The organism is Xaviernesmea rhizosphaerae, from assembly GCF_001938945.1.
In the GTDB taxonomy this organism is placed as follows: Bacteria; Pseudomonadota; Alphaproteobacteria; order Rhizobiales; family Rhizobiaceae; genus Xaviernesmea; species Xaviernesmea rhizosphaerae.
In genome coordinates this window covers 1-25,758 of sequence record NZ_MKIO01000022.1, presented here as the reverse complement: position 1 = coordinate 25,758, position 25,758 = coordinate 1, and the positions used below count along the sequence as shown (strand labels likewise).

General features: G+C 57.6%; 21 protein-coding genes and 3 pseudogenes. 12 read left to right on the top strand and 12 right to left on the bottom strand.

The genetic code is table 11. The annotated features are described in order from the left end of the window. Window positions 1-230: 230 nt before the first annotated feature. Window positions 231-479, top strand: a pseudogene (locus BJF92_RS06590) (transposase domain-containing protein); the annotation flags it as partial. 190 nt (window positions 480-669) lie between these two features. Here the strand turns inward: BJF92_RS06590 and BJF92_RS06585 are convergent. The 5 genes from BJF92_RS06585 to BJF92_RS06565 all read right to left on the bottom strand — a co-directional run bounded on the left by BJF92_RS06585 (window position 670) and on the right by BJF92_RS06565 (window position 5,757). Next, entirely contained in the window at window positions 670-1,827 is a 1,158-nt protein-coding gene (locus BJF92_RS06585) for an ABC transporter ATP-binding protein (protein ID WP_075633992.1), read from the bottom strand. Window positions 1,828-1,839: 12 nt separating this feature from the next. Next, on the bottom strand, window positions 1,840-2,670 hold the full coding sequence (locus BJF92_RS06580; protein ID WP_075633991.1) for a carbohydrate ABC transporter permease: 831 nt from the start codon (window positions 2,668-2,670) through the stop codon (window positions 1,840-1,842). Then, window positions 2,670-3,587, bottom strand: coding sequence for a carbohydrate ABC transporter permease (locus BJF92_RS06575; protein ID WP_075633990.1), 918 nt, complete (start codon window positions 3,585-3,587; stop codon window positions 2,670-2,672). The genes BJF92_RS06580 and BJF92_RS06575 overlap by 1 nt, the downstream gene beginning before the upstream one ends. A gap of 60 nt (window positions 3,588-3,647) precedes the next feature. After that, window positions 3,648-4,868, bottom strand: coding sequence for an ABC transporter substrate-binding protein (locus BJF92_RS06570; RefSeq protein WP_075633989.1), 1,221 nt, complete (start codon window positions 4,866-4,868; stop codon window positions 3,648-3,650). Between the two features lie 133 nt (window positions 4,869-5,001). Next, window positions 5,002-5,757, bottom strand: a complete 756-nt coding sequence (locus BJF92_RS06565; protein WP_075633988.1) for a GntR family transcriptional regulator — start codon at window positions 5,755-5,757, stop codon at window positions 5,002-5,004. A 161-nt stretch (window positions 5,758-5,918) separates the two neighbouring features. Between BJF92_RS06565 and BJF92_RS06560 the strand changes: the two genes are divergently transcribed. Genes BJF92_RS06560 through BJF92_RS06550 form a run of 3 tightly spaced genes read left to right on the top strand, consistent with a single transcriptional unit; the run spans window position 5,919 to window position 8,980 of the window. Further along, window positions 5,919-7,121, top strand: coding sequence for a mandelate racemase/muconate lactonizing enzyme family protein (locus BJF92_RS06560; RefSeq protein WP_075633987.1), 1,203 nt, complete (start codon window positions 5,919-5,921; stop codon window positions 7,119-7,121). A 10-nt stretch (window positions 7,122-7,131) separates the two neighbouring features. Beyond that, window positions 7,132-7,902, top strand: coding sequence for an SDR family oxidoreductase (locus tag BJF92_RS06555; protein WP_075633986.1), 771 nt, complete (start codon window positions 7,132-7,134; stop codon window positions 7,900-7,902). A 31-nt stretch (window positions 7,903-7,933) separates the two neighbouring features. Next, window positions 7,934-8,980: an L-idonate 5-dehydrogenase gene (locus BJF92_RS06550; RefSeq protein WP_075633985.1), complete on the top strand. Its 1,047-nt coding sequence runs from the start codon at window positions 7,934-7,936 to the stop codon at window positions 8,978-8,980. 1,082 nt (window positions 8,981-10,062) lie between these two features. Here BJF92_RS06550 and BJF92_RS25730 read toward each other — a convergent pair. The 4 genes from BJF92_RS25730 to BJF92_RS06530 all read right to left on the bottom strand — a co-directional run bounded on the left by BJF92_RS25730 (window position 10,063) and on the right by BJF92_RS06530 (window position 13,150). Next, window positions 10,063-10,533: a hypothetical protein gene (locus BJF92_RS25730; RefSeq protein ID WP_075633984.1), complete on the bottom strand. Its 471-nt coding sequence runs from the start codon at window positions 10,531-10,533 to the stop codon at window positions 10,063-10,065. A 507-nt stretch (window positions 10,534-11,040) separates the two neighbouring features. Beyond that, a complete protein-coding gene (locus BJF92_RS06540) occupies window positions 11,041-11,553 on the bottom strand; it encodes a thermonuclease family protein (protein WP_078057886.1) in 513 nt (170 codons plus the stop codon). A gap of 80 nt (window positions 11,554-11,633) precedes the next feature. Further along, window positions 11,634-12,269, bottom strand: a complete 636-nt coding sequence (locus BJF92_RS06535; RefSeq protein ID WP_075633983.1) for an SOS response-associated peptidase — start codon at window positions 12,267-12,269, stop codon at window positions 11,634-11,636. Window positions 12,270-12,631: 362 nt separating this feature from the next. Beyond that, complete coding sequence (locus tag BJF92_RS06530) at window positions 12,632-13,150, bottom strand: hypothetical protein (RefSeq protein WP_143523948.1); 519 nt, start codon at window positions 13,148-13,150, stop codon at window positions 12,632-12,634. Window positions 13,151-13,328: 178 nt separating this feature from the next. Here BJF92_RS06530 and BJF92_RS06525 point away from each other — a divergent pair, with 178 nt between their 5' ends. From BJF92_RS06525 to BJF92_RS06490, 8 genes and pseudogenes are all read left to right on the top strand, one after another. Continuing rightward, on the top strand, window positions 13,329-15,236 hold the full coding sequence (locus tag BJF92_RS06525) for a BTAD domain-containing putative transcriptional regulator (protein WP_078057885.1): 1,908 nt from the start codon (window positions 13,329-13,331) through the stop codon (window positions 15,234-15,236). 8 nt (window positions 15,237-15,244) lie between these two features. Beyond that, the gene (locus BJF92_RS06520) at window positions 15,245-15,676 is read left to right on the top strand and encodes a hypothetical protein (protein ID WP_075633981.1); all 432 of its coding nucleotides are present in this window, start codon (window positions 15,245-15,247) and stop codon (window positions 15,674-15,676) included. Further along, entirely contained in the window at window positions 15,648-16,901 is a 1,254-nt protein-coding gene (locus BJF92_RS06515; protein WP_280938373.1) for a YcaO-like family protein, read from the top strand. Before BJF92_RS06520 ends, BJF92_RS06515 begins: the two co-directional genes overlap by 29 nt. Next, window positions 16,898-17,608, top strand: a complete 711-nt coding sequence (locus tag BJF92_RS06510; RefSeq protein ID WP_075633980.1) for a TfuA-like protein — start codon at window positions 16,898-16,900, stop codon at window positions 17,606-17,608. Before BJF92_RS06515 ends, BJF92_RS06510 begins: the two co-directional genes overlap by 4 nt. After that, window positions 17,605-18,855 (top strand): hypothetical protein, encoded by a 1,251-nt coding sequence (locus BJF92_RS25065; RefSeq protein ID WP_143523947.1) that lies wholly within the window; start codon window positions 17,605-17,607, stop codon window positions 18,853-18,855. The genes BJF92_RS06510 and BJF92_RS25065 overlap by 4 nt, the downstream gene beginning before the upstream one ends. Before the next feature lie 90 nt (window positions 18,856-18,945). Further along, entirely contained in the window at window positions 18,946-19,371 is a 426-nt protein-coding gene (locus BJF92_RS06500; RefSeq protein WP_075633978.1) for a helix-turn-helix domain-containing protein, read from the top strand. Window positions 19,372-19,464: 93 nt separating this feature from the next. Further along, a complete protein-coding gene (locus BJF92_RS06495) occupies window positions 19,465-19,698 on the top strand; it encodes a hypothetical protein (RefSeq protein WP_075633977.1) in 234 nt (77 codons plus the stop codon). Between the two features lie 212 nt (window positions 19,699-19,910). Continuing rightward, window positions 19,911-20,936: pseudogene (locus BJF92_RS06490) on the top strand (ISNCY family transposase); the annotation flags it as partial. A gap of 61 nt (window positions 20,937-20,997) precedes the next feature. Here the strand turns inward: BJF92_RS06490 and BJF92_RS06485 are convergent. The 3 genes and pseudogenes from BJF92_RS06485 to BJF92_RS06470 form a co-directional block, all read right to left on the bottom strand. Beyond that, window positions 20,998-22,136: pseudogene (locus BJF92_RS06485) on the bottom strand (IS3 family transposase). A gap of 429 nt (window positions 22,137-22,565) precedes the next feature. Continuing rightward, complete coding sequence (locus tag BJF92_RS06475) at window positions 22,566-24,350, bottom strand: methyl-accepting chemotaxis protein (protein WP_245294685.1); 1,785 nt, start codon at window positions 24,348-24,350, stop codon at window positions 22,566-22,568. A gap of 295 nt (window positions 24,351-24,645) precedes the next feature. After that, window positions 24,646-25,377: a helix-turn-helix transcriptional regulator gene (locus tag BJF92_RS06470; RefSeq protein WP_075633974.1), complete on the bottom strand. Its 732-nt coding sequence runs from the start codon at window positions 25,375-25,377 to the stop codon at window positions 24,646-24,648. Window positions 25,378-25,758 lie beyond the last annotated feature (381 nt).

Below are 25,758 nucleotides of genomic sequence, written 5' to 3'. Positions count from 1 at the left end.
CATGTTGTTGATGGGGGAGTGCGCGGGCTGTGCGACATCTACGGATACGCGCTCGCAGCGCAGACGGGATAGTCGCAGGGGCAGCCAGATAACAACGCGAGCTCGCAGCTCAAAGTCAATTCGGCCTGCCCGCTTCTTCGCACTCCGACGCCCCCGTCCCGACACGACAATTCTAACATGACAGGATAGAATCTGCCGAGCGTTCGTGGGACGCCGATGGCAACATGCCCGATAACAATGCCGCCGAACGGGCTATCCGGCCGATTGCGCTCGGCCGCAAGAACTGGCTGTTTGCCGGGTCGGACAAAGGCGGCGAACGCGCGGCTGCGATCCTGTCGCTGATCGAGACCGCAAAGCTCAACGGTCTCGATCCGGAGGCCTATCTCCGGGATGTCCTGACCCGCATCGCCGATCATCCCATAAACCGGATCGATGAACTCCTGCCGTGGAACCTAGAAATCCCGTCGGAAAGAGCCTGACCGGACGCTTACAATCTCCGCCACGGGCACGCCGTCGTCTACCTGCTTCAAAATGAACGCCTTCTGGGCGTCCGAAAACTTCGATGCCTTCATGCTTCCGCTCCTTTTCCCCAGCCGGAAAATAACGCGGATAACTCCAGTTATGAACAGTCCAGTTTTTAGGGATCAGAGCACCATATCCAACCGCGCCCTACGTCAGGCGGCGAATTCTCTCTCCCGTCGCTGCTGAAAACAGGATCATCTGGTGGGGATCGATGGTGATTGAGACCGCTTGTCCCATTGAAAGCATGCAGTATCCGGGGACTGTGACCATCACCGCGTCGAGATCACCGTCATCATTATGCGCAGTGCGGCCGTCCTTAAGACGCACTGCGATAATGGAATCCGCACCTACGTGCTCGACCATGACGACCTCGCCATTCAGAGAGTCATTACTGAGATCAGTCGCAAGTGTTATGGCATTTGGCCGTACACCAAGCAGGACATCGGATGCGGCCAGCGTTGGAGACAGGTTAGCTGCTATTGCTAAAGAGCCTACCATCATACGCGCACCGTCCCATTTTGCCATTATGAGGTTCATTGGTGGCGTGCCTATGAAGCGCGCGACATATGTGTTGGCCGGGTCGGTATAGATGTCGCGGGCTGTACCAAACTGCTGGATGATGCCATCGCGCATCAGGGCGATCTTTGTTCCCATCGTCATCGCCTCGACCTGATCATGCGTGACATAGACGAAAGTGCCGCCGATCTCCTTGTGAAGCCTGGAGATCTCTGAGCGCATGGACGTGCGCAGTTTCGCGTCAAGGTTGGATAAGGGTTCGTCCATTAGAAACACCTCCGGCTCGCGCACCATGGCGCGGCCAAGCGCCACGCGCTGGCGTTGGCCGCCGGAAAGCGTGCGCGGGAAGCGGTCGAGCATGTCGGTCAGCCCGAGTATTTTGGACATCTTCGCGATCTTTTCGACGACGCGGGGCGAGTTCTCGATTCTTCGCTTCGCCATCGCACCGATGATCGGCAGGTGATACCACAGGCGAAATTCCTGCATCAGGAGCGGAAAGGCCATGTTCCTGCGCACCGAGAGGTGGGGATAAAGCGCGTAGGACTGGAAAACGAACGCGATATCCCTGTCACCGGGCGGCAGCTGATCGACCCGCTTGCCTCCGATCACAATCTCGCCGCTGGAAATGCTTTCCAATCCGGCAAGCATCCGCAACAGGGTTGACTTTCCGCAGCCGGATGGACCGAGCAGCACGAGAAAATCACCCTCGTCGATGGAGACGTTGATGTCGCGAATGACTTCCTTCGCGCCGAATTTTTTGGAAACATTGTTGATCTCGATAGCAGACATGACAGGTTCCAATCAGCCTTTGACGCTGCCCGCGGTCATTCCAGCGACCACGTAACGTTGGGCGAAGAGGTAAAAGATGATAGCGGGAAGGGTATAGATGACGCCGACCGCCATGACGGAATGAATGGGGGTAGAGAGCTCGCCGACGAAGCTCGCCAAACCAACGGAGGCTGTGCGGAGATTCTCGCTGCTGACCAGCGTCTGGGCGAAGACATATTCGTTCCAGCCGTGGAAGAAGGAAATCACGGCGGCAGCCGCGAGCGTCGGCGCGACCAGCGGGATGACGATGCCCAGAACGATGTCCAGCCGGGAACATCCATCGACCCGCGCCGCTTCCTCGATTTCGAACGGGATGCTGTCGATCGCGCCCTTGATGATCCAAGTGATCACCGGAACCACGAAAGCCGTATTGGCAAGCACCAGCCCTGGGATCGTGTTAAGCAGGTTAAGATCCCCGAAGATCGAATAGAGCGGCACGACCAGCATCGCTTCGGGCAGCATCTGCGTCGCGAACAGAGCAAAACCGAGCACGGCCAGACCCGCAAAGCGGAAGCGCGAGAGGGCATAGGCCGGGAAAACGGCGAGCAGAATACTCAGCACCGTCGTTCCGGCGGCCACGAGGAAGCTGTTTTTCAACCAAGTCGCGACCGGGATCGTGTTGAAGATCTCCGCATAGATGCTGAGTTGCGACCAGGCGGGTAGCAGGCGAGGCGAGGACGCGAACAGTTCCGAGGACGGCGTCATCGAGGTGACGAACATCCAGTAGATCGGAAAGGCCGCAAAGCCCAGCATCAACAAGACGGCCAGGACGCGCATATGTTCTAGTTGTCTCGACGTGCGCATCAGCGTTTACCCTGCGCCTGTTCAGTCATCTGCGTGACTTTGAAGTAGATGACGGTCACAAGGAGAGCGATGGACAGGCCGATCATGCCGATCGAGGCGGCCGTGCCGAGATCGCGATAAACGAATCCCTGCCTGTAGAGCTCTATGACCATCGTGTTGGTCGCGCCGATGGGTCCGCCTTGGGTCATGAGCCAGATGAGATCGAAGCGGCGCAGCGACCAGATCGTGACGAACAGGGTGAGCATCAGCACTGTGGGCTGAATGGTCGGCCAAGTCGCCGTCTTGAAGATGTTGAGGCGATCGGCCCCGTCGATGACAGCGGCTTCCTTCAATTCCTGGGGCACGCCTTGAAGCGCCGCAAGGATGACGACCGACGAGAAGGGGAAGATCTGCCAGACGGTGGTGAGGAGGATTGCGGGCAGGGCCAGGCTCGCATTGTCCAGCCAGTTTTCTCCACCCAGCTGCAGACCGAGCTCTGTCAGAGCCCTGTTGAAAATCCCGTACTGCGAATTGAAGATCCAGGTAAAGATGAGTGCCACAGCGACCGAAGGCGCAGCCCATGGAATGGTAATCAGCGCGCGCGCCAAGCTTCGTCCTATGAACGGGGAGTCAAGCAGAAGCGCGGAACCAAGCCCCACACCGATGGCGAAGACGACGCAGGCGACCGTGTAAATCGCGGTAACGGACAAGACCTTCCACAACTCGCCATCTTCGATAAGGAAGCTGTAGTTCTCCATGCCGACGAACGGATTCACTGTCGGCGTCAACAGGTCGGTGGCGGTAAAGCTCATATAGAACTGCTGGATCAGCGGATAGAACTGGAACAGCAGAAGATAGATGCCGACGGGCGCGGCAAACAGGTAAGGCGTCCACGGATGGCCGTCGAGCCTCTCTCTGGCGAGTTGGGCGCGTTTCATGAATGACCTCGATCGGGATGGTGGCCGGGGAGGCCCATGACGGAGCCTCCCCGGAGATTCTCAGCGCAGAACGCGACGCTCGACCAGTGACTGCGCACGATCCATGGCGTCTTTCGGATCGGCATTCTCCAGAAGCACCTTCAGGACCTGTTCCAAGACGATCTGCTGGATTTCCGGCGTCTTGTCCTCGTGCCCCATGACGAGTTGCGGCAGAGCATTCTGCATCTGCTCTTCGTAGACCCTCAGCCAAGGTTGCTTGGCCTGCTCTTCGGGGGACATGTCCAGTCTGGTTCCGACGCTCGTCCCCATGGCGGCCTGAAGAGTTTTCTGGTTTTCTGGCGCATAGGCCCATTTGATGAAAGCGCCCGCCGCATCCTTGTGTTTCGTATTGGCGTTCACGACCAGCGCTGTCATGATCAGGCCCTGGGCCTTGTCCGGAAAGGGAGACGGCGCAGCGGCGAAAGGCAGCTGAGGCGCATTGCGGTTGAAGATGGCCGCCACGCCGCCATTGTCGACGTTCATGGCGATCTTGCCTTCCCAAAACATCCGCCGGTATGTGGCGGCATCGGCACCCTTCGGTGTCACGCCGGCATCATAGACCTTCTTATAGGCAGCGACGCCCTTGATCACGTCTGGGCTGTTGAGCGTCAGATTGCCATCCTTGTCGCTCCAGCGTCCGCCGAAACCGAAGACATAATTGCAAAGGTCCTGCCAGAAGCCAGCGCGCTCAGCCATCGTGGCCCGGTAGGCATAGCCGAATGTGCCGTCCCGCGTCTTCTCTCTTGCGGCTGCCAAGAAACTCTCGAAATCCTTCGGCGGCTGGGGAAGAATATCCTTGTTGTAGAGCAAGGCGTAACCGGTGGTGTCGAACAACAATCCGTAACGGACATCCTTCACTTTCATGAAGCGGTCCGGCCCGAGAAACGGGTAATCCTTGTCGTTGATCACGTCGCCGAGTGGCAAAAGCCGACCTGAAGGTATAGCCGCGAAAAAGTCGGTCTGATCGAGGCGGATGAGATCGGGACCACCTCCACCGCCCATCTGCGTGAAGACCGTGTTGGCGAGGCTGGAGAACGGAATCGCGATCGGCTCGACCTCAACTCCGGTCTGGCTTTGATTGTAGCTTTCGATCCAGGCCTTCACGCGGTCGCCGCGCCCCGCTTCCGCAAACACGGCCGCGGCGAACGTGATCTTGTCCTTTGCGAAAGCAGGAGCCGCCCACCACGGCGCCAATCCAACTGCGATTGCTGCGGCCATCAGTCTATTGACCGTTCTTCTCATTCTCGCTCCTCCCTGAGCTTTACAACGGCGCCTCCTGAGCACCGCATTCCCCGAAACAGTGTCGAATTTCCAGACGTGTAGACAAGCTTGGTCATCTCCCAACCTCGGTCTTCCGCGATCGGAGTCGGAATGATCAGACCTTGAAGATCGGCTCGATACTGCAATCCAGCAGTCGCGGGTCAATGCCGGTCTCCATTTCGTCGAACATGGAATCAACGAAGCCGATCAGCTCTTCCGTTGCCGCGAGGGCCGTCTCGATATGACGGTTCGCCACGGCGTTCAGCACGGAAAGGTGACAATTGACGGTTTTCGAGAGATCGGTTTTCTCGCGCGAAATGGTGTGATGTATGAAGCCGATGCGGCGATAGATCGTGTGCAGGGGCCGCAAGGTGTGCTCTAGAAAGGGCTCGTTTGCCGCCGAAAGCAGAAGCTGGTCGATGCGTCGATCCATCAGGTTGAATTCGGCAAGCGTGATCTTATCGCGTCGCTCTCTCAGCGCTCGCTCGATATGCAACATCTGATTGCGATGGGAAAGGCTGGCACGCTCGATCGCCAGCCGGACGACGAAACGCTCCATGTCGCGGCGCAGCTGCAAGAGCAGACGCTCGCGCGCCAAGTCTATCGGTGCGACCCTCAGGCCATGGCGCGGTAGAACCACGAGAAGCGTATCGGCGGCAAGTCTGCTGACGGCATTGTGGACCGGCGTACGGCCCAGTCCCGTCGCGTCCTGCAACTCTTGCAGTGTTAGCTGCCGCCCCGGCTTCAGCTCGCAATTGATCAGCCTCTCCTCGATCCGCTCATAGGCGAGCTCGAAGAAATTGATTCTGTTCGTTCGCTTCGGCTTTGCCTCGTTTGTTACCAGCTCGGGCCTAGTCTGCTTGCGTGCCATCTCCGGTCTCCTCCCGTCGCGGTCAACAAAGTCAGCGTTCCCGTCATATAAAACATGTTGTGAAATTTCACAAGCGACATTATTGTCGGACTCCTAAGCTGGCCTGCAGGCTCGCTGGCCAATGGGGATGCGGACCGTAAGCGGGACGTGCGGAGGATCGAATGAAGATTACGTCTATCGAAACTTTGCGAACGCAGGAGTTCGCAAACGTGCTCTGGGCGCGCGTGCATACAGACGCAGGATTGATTGGCATCGGAGAGACCTTCTACGGCGCCGGCGCGGTCGAGGCCCATATCCACGATGTTCTCGCCAGTCGCCTGCTGGGCAGAGATCCGCTTCGTATCGAGGCCCATGCCCGGGAGCTCGTGAACCTGCCAATGGCGCAGGCCTCGACCGGCGCGGAATACCGCGCAGCCTCCGCCATCGATCTGGCCCTGTGGGACATCTTCGGGAAGGTTTGCGACCAGCCGGTGTATCAGATGCTAGGCGGCCTCTGCCATGACCGCATCCCGGTCTACAACACTTGTGCCGGCTACGGCTATGTTCGTTCGAACAAGATCAAGCCGGTGGATACCTGGAATTTCCGCGACGACGCCGAAGGTCCTTATGAAGATCTCAGAGGATTCATGACGGATGCGGGCGCGCTTGCCGAGACGCTGCTGGAGCAAGGCATTTCCGCCATGAAAATATGGCCGTTCGATCCTCCTGCGATCGAAAATGATGGCCGTTACATCACGGCCGAGCAGTTGCGCGCTGCCATCAGGCCGTTCGAACAGATCCGCACGCGAGTTGGCGACCAGATGCGGATCATGGTGGAGTTCCATAGCCTGTGGAACCTGCCGACGATCAAAAAGATCGCGCGCGAACTCGAGGCTTTCGACCCGACATGGTATGAGGATCCGATCCGGATGAACTCCGTATCGGCTCTAAAGGAACTCGCCGCGTCGACAAGCGTGCCCATCTGCGCATCCGAGACGCTCGGCTCTCGGTTCCCCTACAAGGATATGCTGGAAGCCGGGGCGATCGGTATCGTGATGACCGACCTGGTGTGGACGGGGGGCCTGACAGAAGGTCGCAAGATCGCCTCTCTTGCGGATACTTATCACCGCCCCTACGCGCCGCATGATTGCACGGGTCCCGTTGCCTACGTCGCCGCGGTTCATTCCTCGTTTTCTCAGCCAAATACCATGATCCAGGAGTCGGTCCGCGCATTCTACACCGGTTGGTATAAGGAGCTCGTCACGAACCTCCCCGTAATCGAGGACGGTTGCGTCCTGCCGATGGAAGGCCCCGGGCTTGGGACGGAGTTGCTGCCGCAGGTTTTTGAGCGTTCCGACCTGACCGTTCGCCGCAGTGCGCTTTGAGGGGAACCCGATGAACATGCAATCACTATTCGAAATCAAGGGGCGGACCGCGCTAGTGACCGGGTCATCGCGTGGTCTCGGCCGGGCCATGGCCGAAGGGCTCGCCGAAGCGGGGGCGCGGATTCTCATCAACGGGACCGACCCGGTGCGGGTCGCAAAGACCGTTCAAGAGTTGCGGAGCGCTGGCTACGCGGCTGAGGCCGCGTCCTTCAACGTGACGTCGGAAGAGGAGATCAAGGCGGCTTTTGCCGCACTCGATCAGGCGGGGATCGCGGTCGACATCCTTGTCAACAATGCCGGTATTCAATATCGCAAACCGATAGTCGAGCTTGATACTGCGGATTGGCAGCGGGTGATCGACACCAACCTCACCAGCGCCTTCATGATCGGACGAGAGGCCGCGAAACGCATGATACCGCGCGGACACGGCAAGATCGTCAACATCGGTTCGCTCACCAGCGAACTCGCGCGCGCGACCGTCGCGCCCTACACGGTTGCCAAGGGGGGAATCAAGATGCTGACCCGCGCCATGGCGGCGGAATGGGCGCAATATGGCATTCAGGCCAACGCCATCGGCCCCGGCTACATGCTGACCGATATGAACCAGGCCCTGATCGAAAATGCGGAATTCGATGCTTGGGTGAAGGGGCGAACCCCATCGAAACGCTGGGGGAAGCCGGAAGAGCTGATCGGCGCCGCCGTCTTTCTGTCATCCGGTGCGTCCGACTACATTAATGGCCAGATCATCTATGTCGATGGCGGAATGCTGGCGGTCCTTTGAGCATTAAACAAAATATGAGGGAGGAGCAGTCATGCGAGGAGTAGTCATCCACGCGCCGAAAGATCTGCGCATCGAAGAGGTCCCTGAGGAGCTTCTGCAACCCGATCAGGTTCGAGTGGCCGTTTCGGTTGGCGGCATCTGTGGGTCGGACCTGCACTATTATCACAATGGCGGCTTCGGCGCGGTGCGCCTGCGCGCGCCGATGGCCCTTGGCCATGAATTCTCGGGCGTAGTCACAAATGTCGGGAGTGACGTGTCGCATCTGGTTCCCGGCATGCGGGTTGCCGTTAATCCAAGCCGCCCTTGTGGTCATTGCCGCTACTGCGCGCTAGGAATGCAGAACCAGTGCGTTGATATGCGTTTCATGGGCAGCGCCATGCGCAACCCGCACGTCCAGGGCGGGTTTCGCGAAGGTGTGACAGTTCATGCATCACAGCCTTTGCTCATTGATGATGCGCTATCAATGCGGGAGGCTGCGATGGCCGAGCCTCTGGCGGTATGCCTCCGCGCCGCGCGTCAGGCGGGGCCTTTGCTTGGCAAGCAAGTGCTCATCACCGGCGCTGGGCCCATCGGCATGCTGAGCCTACTCGTCGCTCGACGGGCCGGTGCCACGCGTATTGTCATTACCGATGTCGCGGAGGCTCCGCTCGAGCTTGCGATCCGCATCGGTGCGGATGAGGCGGTGAATGTCAGTAGCAATGACGGTGTACTTGAGCCCTACCGTGCCAACAAAGGGACATTCGATGTCCTGTTCGAAGCCTCCGGCAATCAATCAGCGCTGGTGTCTGCACTGGATACACTGCGCCCGGGCGGTGTGATCGTGCAACTGGGGCTTGGCGGTGAAGCGACGCTGCCGATTAACGCCGTCGTTGCAAAGGAGCTGCAGCTGAGGGGGACCTTCCGTTTCCACGAAGAATTCCAGCTCGCAGTCGAACTGATGGGAAGGGAATTGATAGATGTGAAACCGCTCATCAGCGCTACTCTACCTTTTGAACAGGCGCGAGAAGCGTTCGAGCTTGCTAGCGATCGTTCGCGAAGTGTGAAAGTCCAGCTGGTGTTCAACGAAATTGGTGACTGATTTTTATGCCTTCGCCTAACAGGCCAAGCCCGGCGGTTGCCTAAAATACTTGACGGTCTCTACCAAATTCTTGAGGAAGTTCAGGGGCTCAGGTCACCGTCACCTTGACGGCGGCATTTGAAGCGTGACAAAGCTTTTGGGGCGTGGCGCGGATTGCAACTCCGAGGAGCTGGCTGATGTTCATTTCTCGCGGGTTTATTGCCCGCGAACGTAGTTTTTCATGAACCTAATACCAGGTGATGTGCTCCCGGCAAATTAGGCCAGTTTGAACTGGAATTTTCCACTTATGATCCCGGTGATGGGACGAGGAGAATTCCATGAAAGCGTCGAAGGTTACGGAAGCGCAAATTGCGTTCGTTCTGAAGCAGGCCGCGCACGGTAGGCCGATCGCCGATGTTCATCGTCGGCGAGTATGTCCGCGCACGTAAGTTCCATTCTTCCGATAATAGCCGCCGACGTACACCGACCCACCGCTGTAGGAGGAGTTTGCCCAGTTCCCGTATCCATCGTAGCCGCCGGCGCGAGACGCGGCGCTTCTAGCGCCACAGCGGCGACCAGCTGAATCGAAGCTTTCTGGAGTAGGGCAATTGCCTGTATATTGGCGCGCCGAAGCGCCACTTAGAGCAAATTCGTCCGCGGCTGTGGGAGAGCTGTCGACCATAAGGACCGATGCGGCTGCTCGGCCGAATGCGACATTGCCGGTGGAGCCATCTGCAAGCGTGACTGTGCCGGTCCCGGAGCCGCCATCCGGTGCGCGCTGAACAGTTATCGTCCCAAAGCGGCCGTCATTGCATTTGACAGGTGCTGAGATAACCGGGCGAGTGTCGAGAGCGTCATAATTGCCTGAGCAGACTACGCGACCGCTTAGGCTTGAAACCTGAAACGTGCCGCCGCTGATTGCCGCCGTAGTGGTTCCAACCAGCGCTTCGCCATTCGCCATTTTAACGGCCGCGGGAACTGTGATTGATCCACACCCCGTCAGCGCTGCCATGATCGGCAAAAGGGGCAGGATGAGAGCTGAGGCACGTCTGAGACGCCAGCCCTTTTTCTGATGCGTGCCTCCTGGAGTTCCAGCCACCGAATTATGGCTCATTGGTTTGCAATTGTTGAACATCTACCGCCCCCCCAGGGCGGCTATCCGCCGATCTCGCCCCGCATCGATTTCCACGAATGTCTCTCTGCCACGGATGCTGGCAGTTCCCGTCATAGGTTCGGTAGGAAGAGGGGCCGTAGCCCGGTGCCGAGCAATCGTAGTTCGTACACACGGCCACGGCTGTTCCTGCAAGCGCGACGGCAGCGACAGTTGCTGCGGCCTGGTTTTGCTGCATGACCATGGCCGGGCAGATCCGGTAGTCAATCCCGCGCCGCGCGAGTTCTGCAACGATGAGCCGCGCAAAGCCGATGTCTTGTGTTTCCACGAGCGTGCGGCAGAGCTGTGCCTTGCTCACCGCCTTCGGGTTCTGCCGAAACTGGTCATAGGTGAGCGATTGGCAGCCCGCCAAAGACAACGCTACGCCTGCCGCCAATGCGACGGCCATGGTCCGGAATTTCATGATTGCCCCCAGAAGTCCCCGAGGGAATTTTCAACACATATGCTACCCGAAGTCGAGAGGGTCTAGGCTGGCGAGGTTGCATCTCCACAACACACGGTCTGATATCAGGCTGCCCCGAAGGCAGTTGTTTGCATGTGTGGTGAAGGGCTCACGTAGACGTTCTTTTCAGCATTTTCCTGCTTAAGGCGATCCCTGGGTTGAGCTATCCGTGTTGCATGCGTTCGTTGATAAACGGAAATTTCTAGAATGAACGAACAGGTATGAGAATACATCGCAAGTATGCTCGCCGATATGGCGCGAATGGTGCTGACACAGCGGCGCCCACTTCTGGTCTAGCTGATAGAGATGGCGGCGAACGACGTTGGAGCGGCCCATGAACCTGCGACGAACAGAAAAAGGACGAACGGACCGGGTCTCTGACTACCTTGCTTCGTGGCGGCCGATTGACCGCCATCCCCTTGTAGCAAGCTTGGATGTAGACGACGCGTTTTATCGGAATGGTGGCGGTTATGATCCGCACCATACATTTCCCTTATTCGGCCAAGGTTGAGCAAGACCTTCTCTGATAAGCTCTCTGCCGGCGTCTCTACCATCGCGAAGAATAACCCGTACAAGTGCGCGATGATCAGAAGTTCGGTCCGTCTGGCCGCTGTTCGATACCCTGTAGCCTTCGCCCATCAGTTCCTGCAGCCTGAGCTTGGCCTTTTCTCCCAAAGCTTTTTCTCGCGGGCATTCCGCACCCGACGTCTCCGGTGCATCGATATCCAGCAATCTCATTTTTGTGCCGCGTTGCCAGATCGTATCACCGTCCACGACACAGGTTACCTTTCGTTCTGCACGGTGCCCGCCTGAGCAGATCTCAACAGCGCCTGCGCATCGAGCAACCAGCAACACACCTATGGCGATGAGCATCAGCCAGACGATGACAGAATAAGCTATCCCCCATAATGGAAGGCGGGCTGGCAAAGGGTTTTCGTGGTCTATGATGCTCTTCTGACGGTCCCTCCAGTCTGACGCCATCGTTTGCTAGATCCTCGCGATTTTAAATTTTTCTGCTGGCATGCTGGCGGAGATGGCGCCATTTTACGAGATGTTTATCTTCAACTCTCCACCGGCAGAAGGAGTAGCCCGTCATCCGGTAGAGGCCGCTGAAGCCCCTTCGCCTCGGCCCAGTCGGCCCGCATCCAGACATCGACCTCCTCGGCCGTGGTGAGAATGACCGGCATCGCCTTCGGGTGGATCGGCTTCACCACGGCATTCGGTTCCGTGGTCAGAAAGCCATATAGCTGATGCTCACCCTCGCGTGGATTCTTCATGGATCCGCGCGTCCCTTTCCATCCTGTCCAAATGCCGGCGAAGAAGGCGAGGGGCCTTTCTTCGCTGATCGCAAACCAGCGCTTGCGCTTCTTCGGCTTGGTGTCCTCCCACTCGCAGAAGGTCGTCCACGGCACGACGCAACGGTTCTCGGGCCCGAGCCAGCGGCGCCAGTGCGGCGAGGACACGTTGCGGATGTTGGTGACGCCCGTATCTGGCTTGTCGCCCAGGACCGAGGGCGGCGTGGGCATGCCCCAGGTGAGCCAATCCCAGGCCTCGCCATCGTCTGCGCGTCGCAGGACCGGCGCCGGGCGGTCGGGATAGATATCGAATGATGGCTCAAGGTTGCCGAGACGATCAAGCGCCTGGCGGAAAGCGCGCAACGCCTCCTGGTTCGTGCTCACATTGTAAAGGTTACACATCCCGTCCTCCTAGCGCTCCCCACGCATTGGCAGGGTGTCATAGGTGTCGGCGTCTATCGAGCGGCGAATTTTCTCACAGCTGGATGCTCTCCAGACGGTCACTTGCAGCGCCCGCAGCCCGGTATAGTTCAGTTTAACCTGCCACCGGTGGACGTCTTGCGCGGAGGCGAGGGGCGGGCACATCCCGGAATTTTGGCCGCTTAAAGCTGGCCATATAATAGTTTATCGCTAATATCAGCTCGGCTGTCATGCTCGCGCAAAGCGATCTCCATTGTCGTCGTCGCAAACGATCTTGCTTCACAAGCTACTGAAATATCTCAGGACAGTTTCGCTATTCTCAGATGATTTTCGCAGTGATGCTATTAAAATGTCGCTTGTCTTACGACGTTCTTCGAATAGTTGGCTTCCTCTGTGACTTCCCGTCCGCTGTAACGCAAAGACTTGCTAACGGGTATATCGCAATTCGCGCGGTAACGGTGCCAGCGGGAAGAGTATTCGAATGATACCTCCTGACCTTCAATGAAAGCTGTCAAAACACGATAGCCATTCACGAAACGGTCGACGAAACTGAGTTTTTCGCCCCAGGCCCAGCCACCATAAGCCGTGCTTTCGTTCGATCGTAGGACAATCTCAAAGAAATGACCTCCACCTGACTTGGGCATCTGGAAGATCAGATCCAGGTTGTCGTCGTCGTACCTGGTGCATGCCACGGAAGCAAGATTGACTTCGCTGACCCTTGCGTGTGCCAAAGCGGATACTGGATAAAATGGCCGCCCCTTAGACCACAGAAACTCGGTGATCGCGTATCCGACGTCATCAGCTCTCTGGTACGGCTGTGTCATATGGTTGAATACCAGAAATGGTTTATTGAACGCGATCATCGAGCTCTTCTCTATAAACGACTGGCCTGGTCTCTTCCAGGATAGCTGCGCCTCCACGATGTGCTCAACAGCGTCACGCCAACGTCAAATTGTGATGATGGCCACCTTTCCATTCTTCGTTAGGCATAGTTAAATAACGTAAAACGGGGGCGACTCATTGGCCGACGAAGCTGATCAAATGCAACTCAGACTGTTTGGGTTACCGCATTATGGCGGGACGAGTGCCGAGTTTTTCCCGGCAAAAGCCTATATTTTGCTAGCTGCCCTGCTTCTGGCGCCTCATCAGACTCTGTCCCGACAGACTGCGGCATCCCTTTTGTGGGAAGATGTCGAGCATAAGCGTGCTCTTGGCAATTTGCGTCAATTGATTCTGCGTATGCGGAATTTGACGGGAAGCTCCGATGGATTTGTGAAGGGAGACGGAAACAACCTGCTCGCAGGCCACCTCGCGGAGACGTCAGACCTCGGACGGTTCCTGCGAAGCTTGAATTTTGACGCCCCGGCAGAACGTTCGGATGCGCTCCTCGCCGTTGGCGGAGAGCTCTTGCAAGGACTCGATGTCGGGCAGCATCACTTGTACCTTTGGCTCCTTTCGGAGCGGCGCCGTCTCAAGGATCTGTTCTTTTCAGCCTATGTGCAGCTAATGGACGAGCTCACGCGCTTTGGCGCGGGCAAGGGTGCGGATATCGCAAAATTGACGGCGGCAGCCGTCCGTCTGGAGCCTGATCGAGAAGAAACTTATCAAGCTGCAATGTCTGCCTATGCACGGGCGGGCAATGTCTTGGAGAGCAACAAGATTTTTGAAGCCTTGCAGCACGAACTTCGTGCCGATGGGCGGGTGCCTGAGGCGGCAACGTTTGCGCTGCATAGGCGCCTGAGATCGGCCTCCGTTAGCAGCTATGACAAAGATCGCGATGGAAATTTAGGCGATAGGCCACGGCGAAAGCTGGCGAGGGTGGCTTTCCTCCGTCCCGCTCGGCTCGATGGTCGCCCTCCAGCAGGGGGCATACGGGCGTTCATGGAGGATGTTGCCAATAGCCTCGCGCGCTTTCGCTCCTTTTCTGTCCTTGCGCCGCACAGCACTTTCGCCTTCGAAACGGACACATGTGATGATCGATACTCACTTCTGCGGGTTGACTATCGGGTTGTCGCGCGGGTGTTCGATGACGCACGCCTGTCCGTGTCGCTCATCGATGAGCAGGGCGGCGAGATCGTCTGGTCTCTGGAAATTGTCCTTGCAGAACGTCACATCCACTCAGCCTTCCGCGTTCTGTCAAAACAGGTCGCGATCGCATTGGCACATGAGATCGAGCGAATTCAGATCGAACCAGGGCGCCAACACAATGGCGAGGCTTACAGGTTAATGCTTGAAGGTCAGCAGCTCCTCAATGGGAGGTGCGACCTGCCGTTTATCAGGCGCGCGCGCTCGTTGTTTAGGAGGGCGATTGATCTTGACCACAGTCTTGCTGCAGCACGGGCTCGGATTGCCCAGACGCTGCAACTGGAATGGCTGATGCTCGGTGGCAACGATCCCCATCTCCTGCATCGTGCCAAAGCCGAAGCTGAGGCATCGAGGGAGATCGATCCCGCTCTTGGGGTCGGCTTCTGGATGGAGGCCGTTGTGGCGCTGTACCAGAGAGATTTCGACCGATCGGCCGAAAAATTCTTCGAAGCCGAAGCTTTGGCGCCAAACTCGGCAGACCTTTTGCTCCAACACGCCGATGCGCTGGCGCATTTCGGCGACTGCGAGACCGCCTGGGAAAAATTTCAAAGCGCAATCGATCTCAACCCGCTAGCGCCAGACATCTACTGGTGGGCCGGTGCCAGTATCGCATTTGACAGGAAGGATTACATCGGCGCCGTCAACTTATGCTCACATATGAATAACGATGAACCCGCACTGCGGATCCTGACTGCGAGCCACGCGCTCAGCGGCGATCTGGATAACGCACGCCGTTGCGCGGGGCGTTTAAGGGAAAACTACCCTGGCATGAGCGCCCGGGACATTGCAGCCTTGTCGCCGGATCGCGATCCCGCGGCAAATGAGAATTTCTGTAACGCCCTCCGGTTGGCAGGCATCAAATAGAGGTCATCATGGCAAGTTCACAGTTTTATATCATCGGGAAAAAAGGCTCGGGCGTTCTTTTTGTCAGGACCAGCCCGTTGCGGGTTGCGACTGTTTCACACGAGGCAATCATTGCCTACGAAGCAGAGCATGAGGGTATTGACGGTTACGCACGTGTTGCGGCTGCGGCAAAGGCGATGCTGCTCAACCAGGACGGCAAGCCGGAGACAGGCCTGGATGATGTGCAAATCCAGGGGATCGAGGCATTGATCGCCGGCGGTGCTGTCGTGTCCGAGGCTGATTTTGCTTTCGTTGGTGATGTCATCGATGCTGGCTGGGACTTCAACCGCAAATCGCAATCGCCGCTTGAAAGTGCATTGCAAGCCGTTGGGCCGTCCGGACCGGCCGCAGGCGAGCTGTTCGAAGCGATCCTTGCCGACACACCGAATGCAGCACCCTGATCCATGGCTCGCGTCTCGTTCGATTTCGGGGGGGCACCCGAAATCGGAACTTCATGCTCAGTCCCACCCCTCAATCGATCCCGAACTGCTCAAGCGGTTCGGGATAACACGTATAGGCGACGTGACGGATCTCGATATTATCGGTGTTCCGGTCTGGTTTGCGACACGGCCGAATTCCCGGGGGTTATCGGTCGCTCAGGGCAAGGGGCTGACGGTTGAACAGGCGCGGATCTCGGCTGTCATGGAAGCGATCGAGGGGGCAGTCGCGGAAGACACGCAAAGCCATATTGTCAGCATCGACTCCTTGGAGGCGATGCGAGCAAGAGGGGTCGACGTCATTCCCCTCGAAACATTGGGGCGTGTCAACGTCGACAATCTAGACGGACATCAGGAGCGTGCCTGGGTGAGGGGCCGTTCTGTTCGCCACGGCAATGATGTCTTTGCGCCATATGAACTGATTGGGCTGGACTTCCGTGCTGATTTTCCTTGGGACAGGCGCGCGTTTCATATGAGCTCTGAGGGGCTGGCGGCTGGTTTCGATTATGATCGCGCCATCCTGCATGCTTTGCTGGAACTGGTCGAGAATGACGCCTGCTTTCTCATCGACGCCTTTGAAACCCGGATCGCGGCGTCTGGCCCAATCACGCTGAAGCGAGCAGTGAATCCGGCGCTCGACTTGCTCATGGCCCATATTTCGGAACGCGGGCTTTCGGTCGACTTCTTCAATCTGACGACGGATATCGGTATTCCGGTCGTCATGGCAAGTCTCAGGCGGTCAATTCTGACGGTCGAAGGGCCAACGGTCCGCCACTCGGCAGGCGTTGCATGTCGCCTGACCGTTCACGATGCGGCACTTGCCGCACTTTTAGAGGCCATACAGGCACGCCTGACCGACATTAGTGGCGCTCGTGACGACTTGTCTCCCAACCGCTATCAGATGGATCACGAGATAGATGCGAAGCGCCCGCCTCGCGATCCGGTTGAAAATGGCTTTCCTTGCGTCACGTTCACCAGCAAATTAGCTGCGCCGATGTGGCAACCACTGGCTGACCACCTCTTTGCAGTCGGTGTCGACGATATCTACCTGTTTCCACTGACGACGGGTGTTGAAGGGTTGCATGTGGTTCGCACGCTGGCCAAGGGTCTCAATGCGACGGGGCCAGGTCTGCAGCGAATGAAGCCTGCGGTGCTGGAACAGTTCCTGTTCAGGCGGGCTCGTCCATGAAACCGATCGTTTTTGCAGGCCCGTCGATCTTTGGCCTTGATACGGCGAGGCTCGACATTGCCTTTCGGCCGCCTGCTGCTTCCGGCGACCTTTTGGCTGCCGTTCAAGCAGGTGCAAAAGTCATTGGCCTGATTGACGGGTTTTATGGGAATAGCGCGGCCGTTTGGCACAAGGAAATACTTTATGCACTGACGGAAGGGGTGGTCATCGTCGGCGGTGCCAGTATGGGCGCGTTGCGAGCTGCAGAATGCGCCCCGTTCGGAATGATTGGTATTGGCGAGATTTTCGAGGCTTACAGGGACGGTCGACGCGTCTGCGATGGGGATGTGGCGATTTCCCACGCGCCGGCCGAGCTTGGCTATCGTCCTCTTTCTATAGCCTTGGTCGACGCCGAGGCGACCATTGCTGATGCCGCAGATATCTTAGGCGCCGCCGACGTGGATTTATTGCTCAAGGCTGCAAGAAGCCTTCACTTTCATAGGCGGACATGGAGGTCAATTGTCGCGCAAGCGGGGCTCGGAAAGGGACATCTGGCCATCCTGGCGGCGAATACGGTGTCTGTAAAACGTCGCGACGCCGAGCGCCTGGTCAGCATGCTGGCGGACTGTGCGCCTTTTCCTCAGGCCTCACGCGCCTGGACCTTTCAGAACACGATATTCTTTGACGAGCTCCGGCGACGGATGTCGGCGTCGGATGCCGCTCGTTGAACTCTTTAAACGGACCCGCCCTCGTTTCGGATTGTGGTGGACTTCTCCACGAGCTGGCACTTGCTATCCCCGCTGCTTTTTTCAACAAGGACCGCTCGGAAAGCAACGCGTTCGCGCCTCTCGTTCCCATCGGAAACCTTCTGTCATCTCTGCCTGATGGCCTCAAAGTCCATATTTTTGTCAGTCGCACCTGCCTCGAAGAGGCTGCGCTATGGGTGCAGGAACTGCAGCTATGCTGCCTCATGGAACTGGTCCCAGTCCTTGACGGGCTGGATTCGATTACAAGCCCTTGGATTCAGGATCTCGTACAGGTTCGAAATGCTTGCGGACAAAGTGGACAATGCACCGAGATCATCGCTGCGCCCGGTTGTGAACCGGCCGCCGAGATAGCCAGGCATCTTCGGCTGCCGCTGCGCACCAACGAGGCGGTTATCGCCGGCGGAAATCAACTGGTGGGACAGCAATTTCGGCTCATCGGTGCTTCGGACGTGGTGACACGAAGCTCTGCCGGAAAAAGAGCAGACGTGGATGTGAAACGCTGGGCCGCTGTTGCGGCGCTCGATGCAAGAGGCTTCGCCCTGTTCGGATATCGGGTGACGGACTTGAGCCTCAGCTGGGAACCGGGTGCGATCGAGATATTTCCGGATAATGGCGCCGCGCAAGATCCAAAGGCCTTCGTTCAAAACTGCGCTCCGCGCCGTTTCGCTGGCGTTCATCAGTGCGGCTTTCATGTCGACCAGTTCGTGACGGTCACAGGTCTTTTCTCGACTGGCAGACCACTACTTCTCGTTGCTGATCCGGTTTCGGTGGATGGAGCGAGGGATCGATTCAACGAGACGCTCAAAAAGCAATTGAACGCGTCGGCTCTGCTTCTGCTGAAGCAGGGTTTTGCGGTGCTGCGCAATCCAATTCCAGTGGCGGTGGCGCCTGGTACTGGCAAGCGCTTGGCCCGGCTCTACAACAACGTTCTCCTAGAAAACGCCTGTCGTGTCGGCCGGTCGAGCCCGCTCGTCTGGGTTCCGCAGTTTTCTGACATGGAGCCCTTGGAGGTCTTCGATCGGGAAAACCTGGAGATTTGGCGTAGGCTTGGTTTCGAACCGGTTCCCGTTCGAGGATGGAGCCACTTTGCTGGCCTGAATGGAGCGATCCGCTGTGTGGTAAAGGTTTTACGGCGTCACGCGGATCACCACTACAAAAAGAAGAGTCCGGGTGTAGAGGGGCAAAGAACCCCCTTAAATTGTATTTGATATTTGCGTTATATAATTCTAAGTTGCTTTTGTGACAACTGCTTTCCTGCCCACTGTGAACCCGCCCACTGTGAACTTGGAGTGTGACCTATGCAAACGAGAAATCCAAACCCGACCGACGTACATGTCGGGTCTCAGATCCGTATGCGTCGGAAAATGATGGGTATGAGCCAGAGTGCATTAGGTGAAAGGCTCGGCGTCACGTTTCAGCAGGTCCAGAAGTACGAAAAGGGCACAAACCGAATTGGAGCGTCTCGCCTGCAGAGCATCGCCAGAATACTGGGCGTTGAGGTGAGCGCATTGTTCAGCGGTGCAGCGCCTGTTATCGAACCCAATCAGGCGGATGGCGGCGAGATAGCGGGTATTCAGGCGCTCGTTTCCTCAAAAGAAGGCTTTGCACTCAATCAGGCTTTTTCGAGGATCAAGAACGATGCTGTGCGTCGACGGATCGTTGCCTTAGCCAAGTCGCTCGCCGAAGCTTCGAATGAAGCTATGGCCCGGGACGATGATCTGTAATCCCGCTTTGACGTTCGTGTGACGCTTGTTTTGATCCGATGAAAATGCGCCAGGACAGGGCACTCATCCGGACGATCAAAACAGGGGCACGATATGACGGCGGAGAATGGCATCACAAGCCAGCACGATAATGGCGATGAAATCATGGCGCTCGGACGGATGGTGTCCTTTGCATGCCAGCGTTCGAAGGTCCTTGAACTTGGGATGTCGACTTATTTCCTCGAGATGGCGCTCTTGTCCCTTGTCACTGACATTGAGCAGCGTGCAAGGGTCTCTCCAAATGTCGAGCCGGCGGGAATGGTCGCAGATATCTCTGAATTCCACTGATCGTCCTCGGCAGGCCTGAGTTCCACCGCTAGCTCGGCAGCGATCGTGTGCGTGCAGGTCAACTGCCTCCAAAGTCGAAGAGCAATTTGGGGAAGAAAGGTTCCATAATTTCAGTTACCCGATCGGCTTGTGTAGCCGCAAAGTTGGAATGTCCTGTTTCCGCAAATTTGGAATGTCACACTCCCCGGCGTTGAAGCCTGGGAGACAAGCGGATGGGATTGATAGCGATGAGCGAGCGCGATCTGCAGCGCATTGAGGTTTTGTCGAAGGTCGTTGCCGGGCGGATGACGACGGTGTCAGCGGCGCATGTGCTTGACGTGAGCGAGCGTCAGGTGCGTCGGCTGCTGGAGCGGATACGCACGGGCGGCGCAGCGTCGATCCGGCACAAGGCGATCGGCCGGCCGTCGAACAATCGGATCGGCGATGGCATCCGGGATTTTGCGGTGACGCTGGTTCGCGAGCGCTATGCGGATTTCGGGCCGACCTTAGCGACGGAGAAACTGGCTGACCGAGACGGATTGCGTCTGTCCCGCGAGACGGTGCGCAAATGGATGGTCGATGGTGGGCTGTGGCTGTCGCGCAAGCAGCGCCGGACGTTTCATCAGCCGCGGCTGCGACGCGAAGCTTATGGCGAGCTTGTGCAGATCGACGGCTCGGAGCATCGCTGGTTCGAGGATCGCGGACCGCCGTGCTCGCTCTTGGTGTTCGTCGATGATGCGACCGGCAGATTGATGCAGTTGCGTTTCGTGCGCTCGGAAAGTGCCTTCACCTATGTCGAGGCGCTGGAGCTCTATCTCAAACACCACGGCGCACCGATTGCCTTTTATTCGGACAAGCATTCGGTGTTCCGGGTGGCAAAGAAAGATGCCAAAGGTGGCCAGGGCATGACCCAGTTCGGGCGTGCGCTTAGCGAGTTAAACATAGAGATTATCTGCGCAAATTCGAGCCAGGCCAAGGGTCGTGTCGAACGGATGAACCGGACGCTGCAAGATCGTCTGGTCAAGGAGCTGCGGCTATCGGGCATCGGCACCATGGAGGCCGGCAATGCGTTTCTGCCCGGCTTCATGGAAGGCTACAATGCGCGTTTTGCCATCGTCCCTGCCCGTCCCGACGACCTGCACCGGCCGCTGAATCTGACGCCGGATCGGTTGAGAGAGATCCTGCGCAAGCGCGAGCAGCGTCATGTCGGATCACAGTTGACCCTGTCGTTCGAGCGCAAGCGGATCATGCTGGAGGAGAGAGGTGGCTCGGTTTGTTTGAACAGTTTCGGGCGTTTCACTAAGTGGATTTCTGCCTCGATTATGCCGCCACCATCATTGGTGCCAGCGTGTTGAAGTAGGCCTGATCGGGTGTCTGCCGGTCAAGGGACGAATGTGGGCGTCGGCCGTTGTAGAAGGTCAGATATCGACCGATGCCAGCGCGTGCCTCGGACACCGTCTTGTAGGCGTGGAGGTAGACCTCTTCGTATTTGATCGACCGCCATAGCCGTTCGACGAAGACATTGTCGCGCCACGCGCCCTTGCCGTCCATCGAGATGGCAACCTCAGCTTTCTTCAGCACTGCCGTGAAGTCGATGGATGTGAACTGCGATCCCTGGTCCGTATTGAATATGTCCGGTTTTCCATAGCGAGCCAGCGCTTCCTCGACCGCTTCGATACAGAAGTCCGCCTCCATCGTGATCGATAGTCGCCACGACAGAACCCTTCGGCTGAACCAGTCCACGACGGCGCAGAGGTAGACAAAGCCACGCGCCATCGGGATGTAAGTCAGGTCCATCGCCCAGACCTGATTGGGCCTTGTGACCGCCAGCTTGCGCAGGAGGTAAGGATAGATTTTGTGACCTGGCGCTGGTTTGGAGGTGTTCGGGCGGCGATAGATCGCCTCGATGCCCATCTTCTTCATCAGCGTGGCGACGTGCAGCCGCCCAGTCTCAAGCCCTTCTCCTCTCAAAAGCCCTTGCAACATTCGGCTTCCGGCAAACGGATATTCGAGATGCAGCTCGTCGATCCGGCGCATCAGGGCAAGATCGCCATCGGATACCGGACGCGGTGAATAGTAGACGTTGCCACGGCTGAAGCCGAGGAGCCTGGCCTGCCTCACGACCGACAGCTTGTGCTCGCGGTCGATCATTTCTTTCCGCCCAGCAATCCCGCCTTGCCGAGCGCACCGGACAAAAAATCGTTTTCCAAGGTCAGTTCGCCGATCTTGGCATGAAGCGTTTTCACATCGACGGTCGGACCCGCCGGTTCCGTCTTCGCTTCATCACCGAAAACGCCTGTCGCACCCTCAAGGAGTTGGTCTTTCCACTGCTTGATCTGATTGGCATGCACATCGAACTGCTGGGATAATTCCACCAGTGTCTGCTCACCTCAAATCGCAGCAAGCGCCACTTTTGCCTTGAAAGCCGGGCTGTGGTTCCGGCGCGGTCGTCTCGTCATGATATCTCCTGTTCCCGGCATCTAAGCCGAAGTCAGGCAGAAATTCCACTTATCCCCCCTGTGCAGATTTCCCGAGCCACCTCTGAATGATTGCGTGCGGCGCTATCGAGTGGTCCGGGATTGCAGTAGAAATTCAGTGTCGGAGTTACCCCTACTGGAGCGCTCGGATACTGCAAGTCAATGAAGAAGGCGCCGGCACCGGCACCCATGTCCTCCTAATCGGGGCTCGCGACTATTCCTGGCAAGTATTCCGTCGCTTTCGTCGGTGGGGCCAAGCGTTGACGCCATGGCCGCATGGTGGAGCGAACTGATGGGGCATCCACCCCATCAGTTCAGGGGCCGCTTCGGCACGAGGATGCCTGTCTTCCAAGTTGGAATGCGACAATGCCCAGTGCCGTCTGTCCGTCTGGCTTCGTGGCGGCGCGGACATCAGAACTCCTTCCAGCTGTCGCCGCCCGCCAAGGCCGCGTTCCCCTGGAACGCATGAACAACCTTGGCTGTCATCTGACGCACCGCGTTGGCCGCCGGGCGAGGTGCAGCCGATGCACTCTTTAGAGCCCCACGGTGGGAATGCGTCCCGCCGATATTGAACTGGGACAAAAGGTGGAAGAGGGCGTCGGCTTCTTTCGCCAGACCATGCGCGGCCGCGGATGTCTCCTCGACCATCGCAGCGTTTTGCTGGGTGCCCTGGTCAATGGTGTTGACGGCCATATTGATCTCTTTCAGACCTGTCGCTTGTTCTCGGGAGGCTTCCACGATTGCACAGACATTGCTGTCGACATGGACCACCTGCCCGACGATCTCCTCCAATGCCTTGCCGGTTTCGCCGACGAGAGAGACGCCATTCTTGACATGGCCGTTAGACGCACCGATGAGATCTTTGATCTCCTTTGCCGCTTTGGCGGAGCGCTGGGCAAGCTCCCGAACCTCCTGCGCGACAACCGCGAAGCCTTTGCCGGCCTCGCCGGCGCGGGCAGCTTCAACGCCCGCATTCAAGGCGAGAAGATTCGTCTGGAACGCGATTTCGTCGATCACGCCAATGATATTGGCGATTTCAGCTGCTGACGCCTCGATCTTACCCATGGCTTCAACCGCCTGCTTAACCACCAAGCCGGAGCGGTCGGCGCTCTCCTTCGTCTTGCGGACGAGTTGGCCAGCCTCCCGAGCCCGCCTGCTGGAATCGGATACGGTCGTCGTGATCTCCTCCAGGGCTGCGGCGGTCTCCTCGACGGACGCAGCCTGCTGCTCGGTGCGGCGTGAAAGATCATCGGAGGCTGCTCTGATTTCCTGCGATGCAGCGGCGATAGCAGCGGCGTTCTGCGACACTGTCTCCATCGCAGATCGTAGCTTGAATGCGGCGCCGTTGAAATCCGTCCGAAGCTTTTCCAACGTCGGCAGGAAAGGCGTGCCGAGTTTCTGGGTAAGATCACCTTCGGCAAGTCCTTGCAGCGCGGAGGCAAGCTGATCGACGTTTTCAACGCGCGTCGAGACGTCGGTTGCAAACTTGACGACCTTGAAGACCTTGCCGTTCATATCGAAGATCGGGTTGTATGAGGCTTGGATGTAGACCTTCTTTCCGTTCTTCCCAAGGCGCATGAACTCATCGGCTATGAACTCGCCCCCTGCCAATCTTGTCCAAAAGCGACGATAATCCTCGCTGCTGGTGTAGGTGGGGTCGCAGAACATGGAGTGATGCTTGCCCTTGATTTCAGCCAGCTGATATCCAAGCGTGCTGAGAAAGTTCTCGTTGGCCGTCAAAATCTCGCCTGCGGCCGTGAACTCGATCACGGCCGAAGCCCGAGACAGGGCGTCCAGCTTTCCGGCGTCTTCGGCGCTCTTCAGCTTTAGCGCAGTGATATCGGTCGCGAACTTCACCACTTTGTAGGGTTTGCCGCGCTTGAACACCGGGTTGTAGGAAGCCGCGATCCAGATTTCCTGCCCGCCCTTTCCAATGCGCCTGCATTCGCGTTGATCAAATTTCCCGGCAGACAGGTTGCTCCAGAACTGGTGGTATTCCGCGCTCGAGGCCTCAGCCGGATCGACAAACATCCTGTGATGCTGCCCGACGATTTCGCTCATCTCATAGCCGAGCGCGGCACAAAAATTCTTATTGGCGGACAGAATTTTTCCAGTGAGATCAAATTGGATGATCGCCTGAGACCTGTTCATTGCGGCGAGCACGGCACTCGCATCGGACGAGAAGCCAAGAGACATAAGACCCACAACACACTCCATGTCTGCCGAGGCGTCGGGGGATGGCCAGCACCGGGTTCCGCGGCAAATCGCTTTGTTGAAGCCAGGTTCCCATCTCTCTCATGCTTCCCCTCCTGGCACACCCAGTTCTAGGAGTAACCTATGAAGAAGCACTTAAAACCAATATACGCAGTTGAGCAATCGCCCATTAAGTGCGCATTTTGCCCACTATTCAATCATTAGGAGATCGTAAAACGCCTAAAGGCCACCTGATAGAGGCAGCCCTTTGTGGAGTCGGGTTCTGGTGGATCGCCCGCTATGTGATAAGTCCCCGACGGATTGCCTCCGCGATCGCATGGACGCGGTTTTCAGCCTTGAGTTTGCGGATGGCGATCTTCATGTAGCTATTCACCGTATCGGGCGTGTAACCGCTCGCTACGGCAATCTCATCCGTCGTTTTGCCCAGGCTGGCGAATTTCAAGCAGGTGATCTCGCCCTCGATCAGCTTTAGGGTCTGCGCAGAGAACTTATCCATGATTGGTCGCGTCAGGACGCGGTGCGTGGTCTCCGCGATTTCAACGAGAAACTCGATTTCTTCACCGGAGAAAGGCGTCGCACGCGAGAAGGTCACTGCGCCGAATACCACCTCACCCCGCCGGATCGGAAACAGAGTGCGGTTAAGAACCCCAAAAGTCCTCGCAAGATATTGCAAGCGCTGAGGCGGAGGCGTCTCCGCGTAGACTTCCTCTTCAATGACAACCGTCTTTGCCTGCATGGAAGCGATCACAAAAGGGTCGGTTTTCAGGAGGTCATCGCCGTAATAGGCATCGAGAAAAGCTGGTGGAACATCGGTGTCGATCGAATGTCCGCTTCCGAAGCGGTAGCCATCGAGATCCAGGCCCGACACTGCGAAAAAGTCGAACGGGACGGCTGCACGCAGTTTTTCAATAAACGGATGCGACGCAACGTGCCTTCGCACGGGCAGCGACCTTAAATCAGGAGCTTCATCCAAAGGGATGCTAAGAGCAAGAGCGCGGGAAAATGGCAATTCAAATCTCCAACTCAGAATAGAATTCAATTTCTGGAGGTAGGCGGTTAAAAATCAGTAAATGCACAATTCCAAGATTTATCCAGCGCGTCGCACAATTCAGCCGTGCCGTGCTTCTGTTCGATGTAGTCGCACATGATCGAAGTGTTTGCTTCGATGGCCTCCGCAAGCATGTGGACTATTTTGAAATGGGATATGGCCGAAGCCGTTGCCTTCGTGGCAGGCGCTATCTGGCCTATCGCGAAATGTGTCTTATACCAACCCTCAATGATGCCGACTCTCGGGATTCCCCAAAGGCGCCGAATCTGAATCGATGGCGCAAACAGGAGGTTTGCGATGGGTTCGGGGATTTCGTTGCGGTCAGACTATGACGGGCATGGG

Excerpts from the sequence above, each read along its gene's own strand:
- BJF92_RS06585 (WP_075633992.1), bottom strand. The coding sequence starts at position 1,827 with ATGTCTGCTATCGAGATCAACAATGTTTCCAAAAAATTCGGCGCGAAG.
- BJF92_RS06580 (WP_075633991.1), bottom strand. The coding sequence starts at position 2,670 with ATGCGCACGTCGAGACAACTAGAACATATGCGCGTCCTGGCCGTCTTG.
- BJF92_RS06575 (WP_075633990.1), bottom strand. The coding sequence starts at position 3,587 with ATGAAACGCGCCCAACTCGCCAGAGAGAGGCTCGACGGCCATCCGTGG.
- BJF92_RS06570 (WP_075633989.1), bottom strand. The coding sequence starts at position 4,868 with ATGAGAAGAACGGTCAATAGACTGATGGCCGCAGCAATCGCAGTTGGA.
- BJF92_RS06565 (WP_075633988.1), bottom strand. The coding sequence starts at position 5,757 with ATGGCACGCAAGCAGACTAGGCCCGAGCTGGTAACAAACGAGGCAAAG.
- BJF92_RS06560 (WP_075633987.1), top strand. The coding sequence starts at position 5,919 with ATGAAGATTACGTCTATCGAAACTTTGCGAACGCAGGAGTTCGCAAAC.
- BJF92_RS06555 (WP_075633986.1), top strand. The coding sequence starts at position 7,132 with ATGAACATGCAATCACTATTCGAAATCAAGGGGCGGACCGCGCTAGTG.
- BJF92_RS06550 (WP_075633985.1), top strand. The coding sequence starts at position 7,934 with ATGCGAGGAGTAGTCATCCACGCGCCGAAAGATCTGCGCATCGAAGAG.
- BJF92_RS25730 (WP_075633984.1), bottom strand. The coding sequence starts at position 10,533 with ATGAAATTCCGGACCATGGCCGTCGCATTGGCGGCAGGCGTAGCGTTG.
- BJF92_RS06540 (WP_078057886.1), bottom strand. The coding sequence starts at position 11,553 with ATGGCGTCAGACTGGAGGGACCGTCAGAAGAGCATCATAGACCACGAA.
- BJF92_RS06535 (WP_075633983.1), bottom strand. The coding sequence starts at position 12,269 with ATGTGTAACCTTTACAATGTGAGCACGAACCAGGAGGCGTTGCGCGCT.
- BJF92_RS06530 (WP_143523948.1), bottom strand. The coding sequence starts at position 13,150 with ATGATCGCGTTCAATAAACCATTTCTGGTATTCAACCATATGACACAG.
- BJF92_RS06525 (WP_078057885.1), top strand. The coding sequence starts at position 13,329 with ATGCAACTCAGACTGTTTGGGTTACCGCATTATGGCGGGACGAGTGCC.
- BJF92_RS06520 (WP_075633981.1), top strand. The coding sequence starts at position 15,245 with ATGGCAAGTTCACAGTTTTATATCATCGGGAAAAAAGGCTCGGGCGTT.
- BJF92_RS06510 (WP_075633980.1), top strand. The coding sequence starts at position 16,898 with ATGAAACCGATCGTTTTTGCAGGCCCGTCGATCTTTGGCCTTGATACG.
- BJF92_RS06500 (WP_075633978.1), top strand. The coding sequence starts at position 18,946 with ATGCAAACGAGAAATCCAAACCCGACCGACGTACATGTCGGGTCTCAG.
- BJF92_RS06495 (WP_075633977.1), top strand. The coding sequence starts at position 19,465 with ATGACGGCGGAGAATGGCATCACAAGCCAGCACGATAATGGCGATGAA.
- BJF92_RS06475 (WP_245294685.1), bottom strand. The coding sequence starts at position 24,350 with ATGTCTCTTGGCTTCTCGTCCGATGCGAGTGCCGTGCTCGCCGCAATG.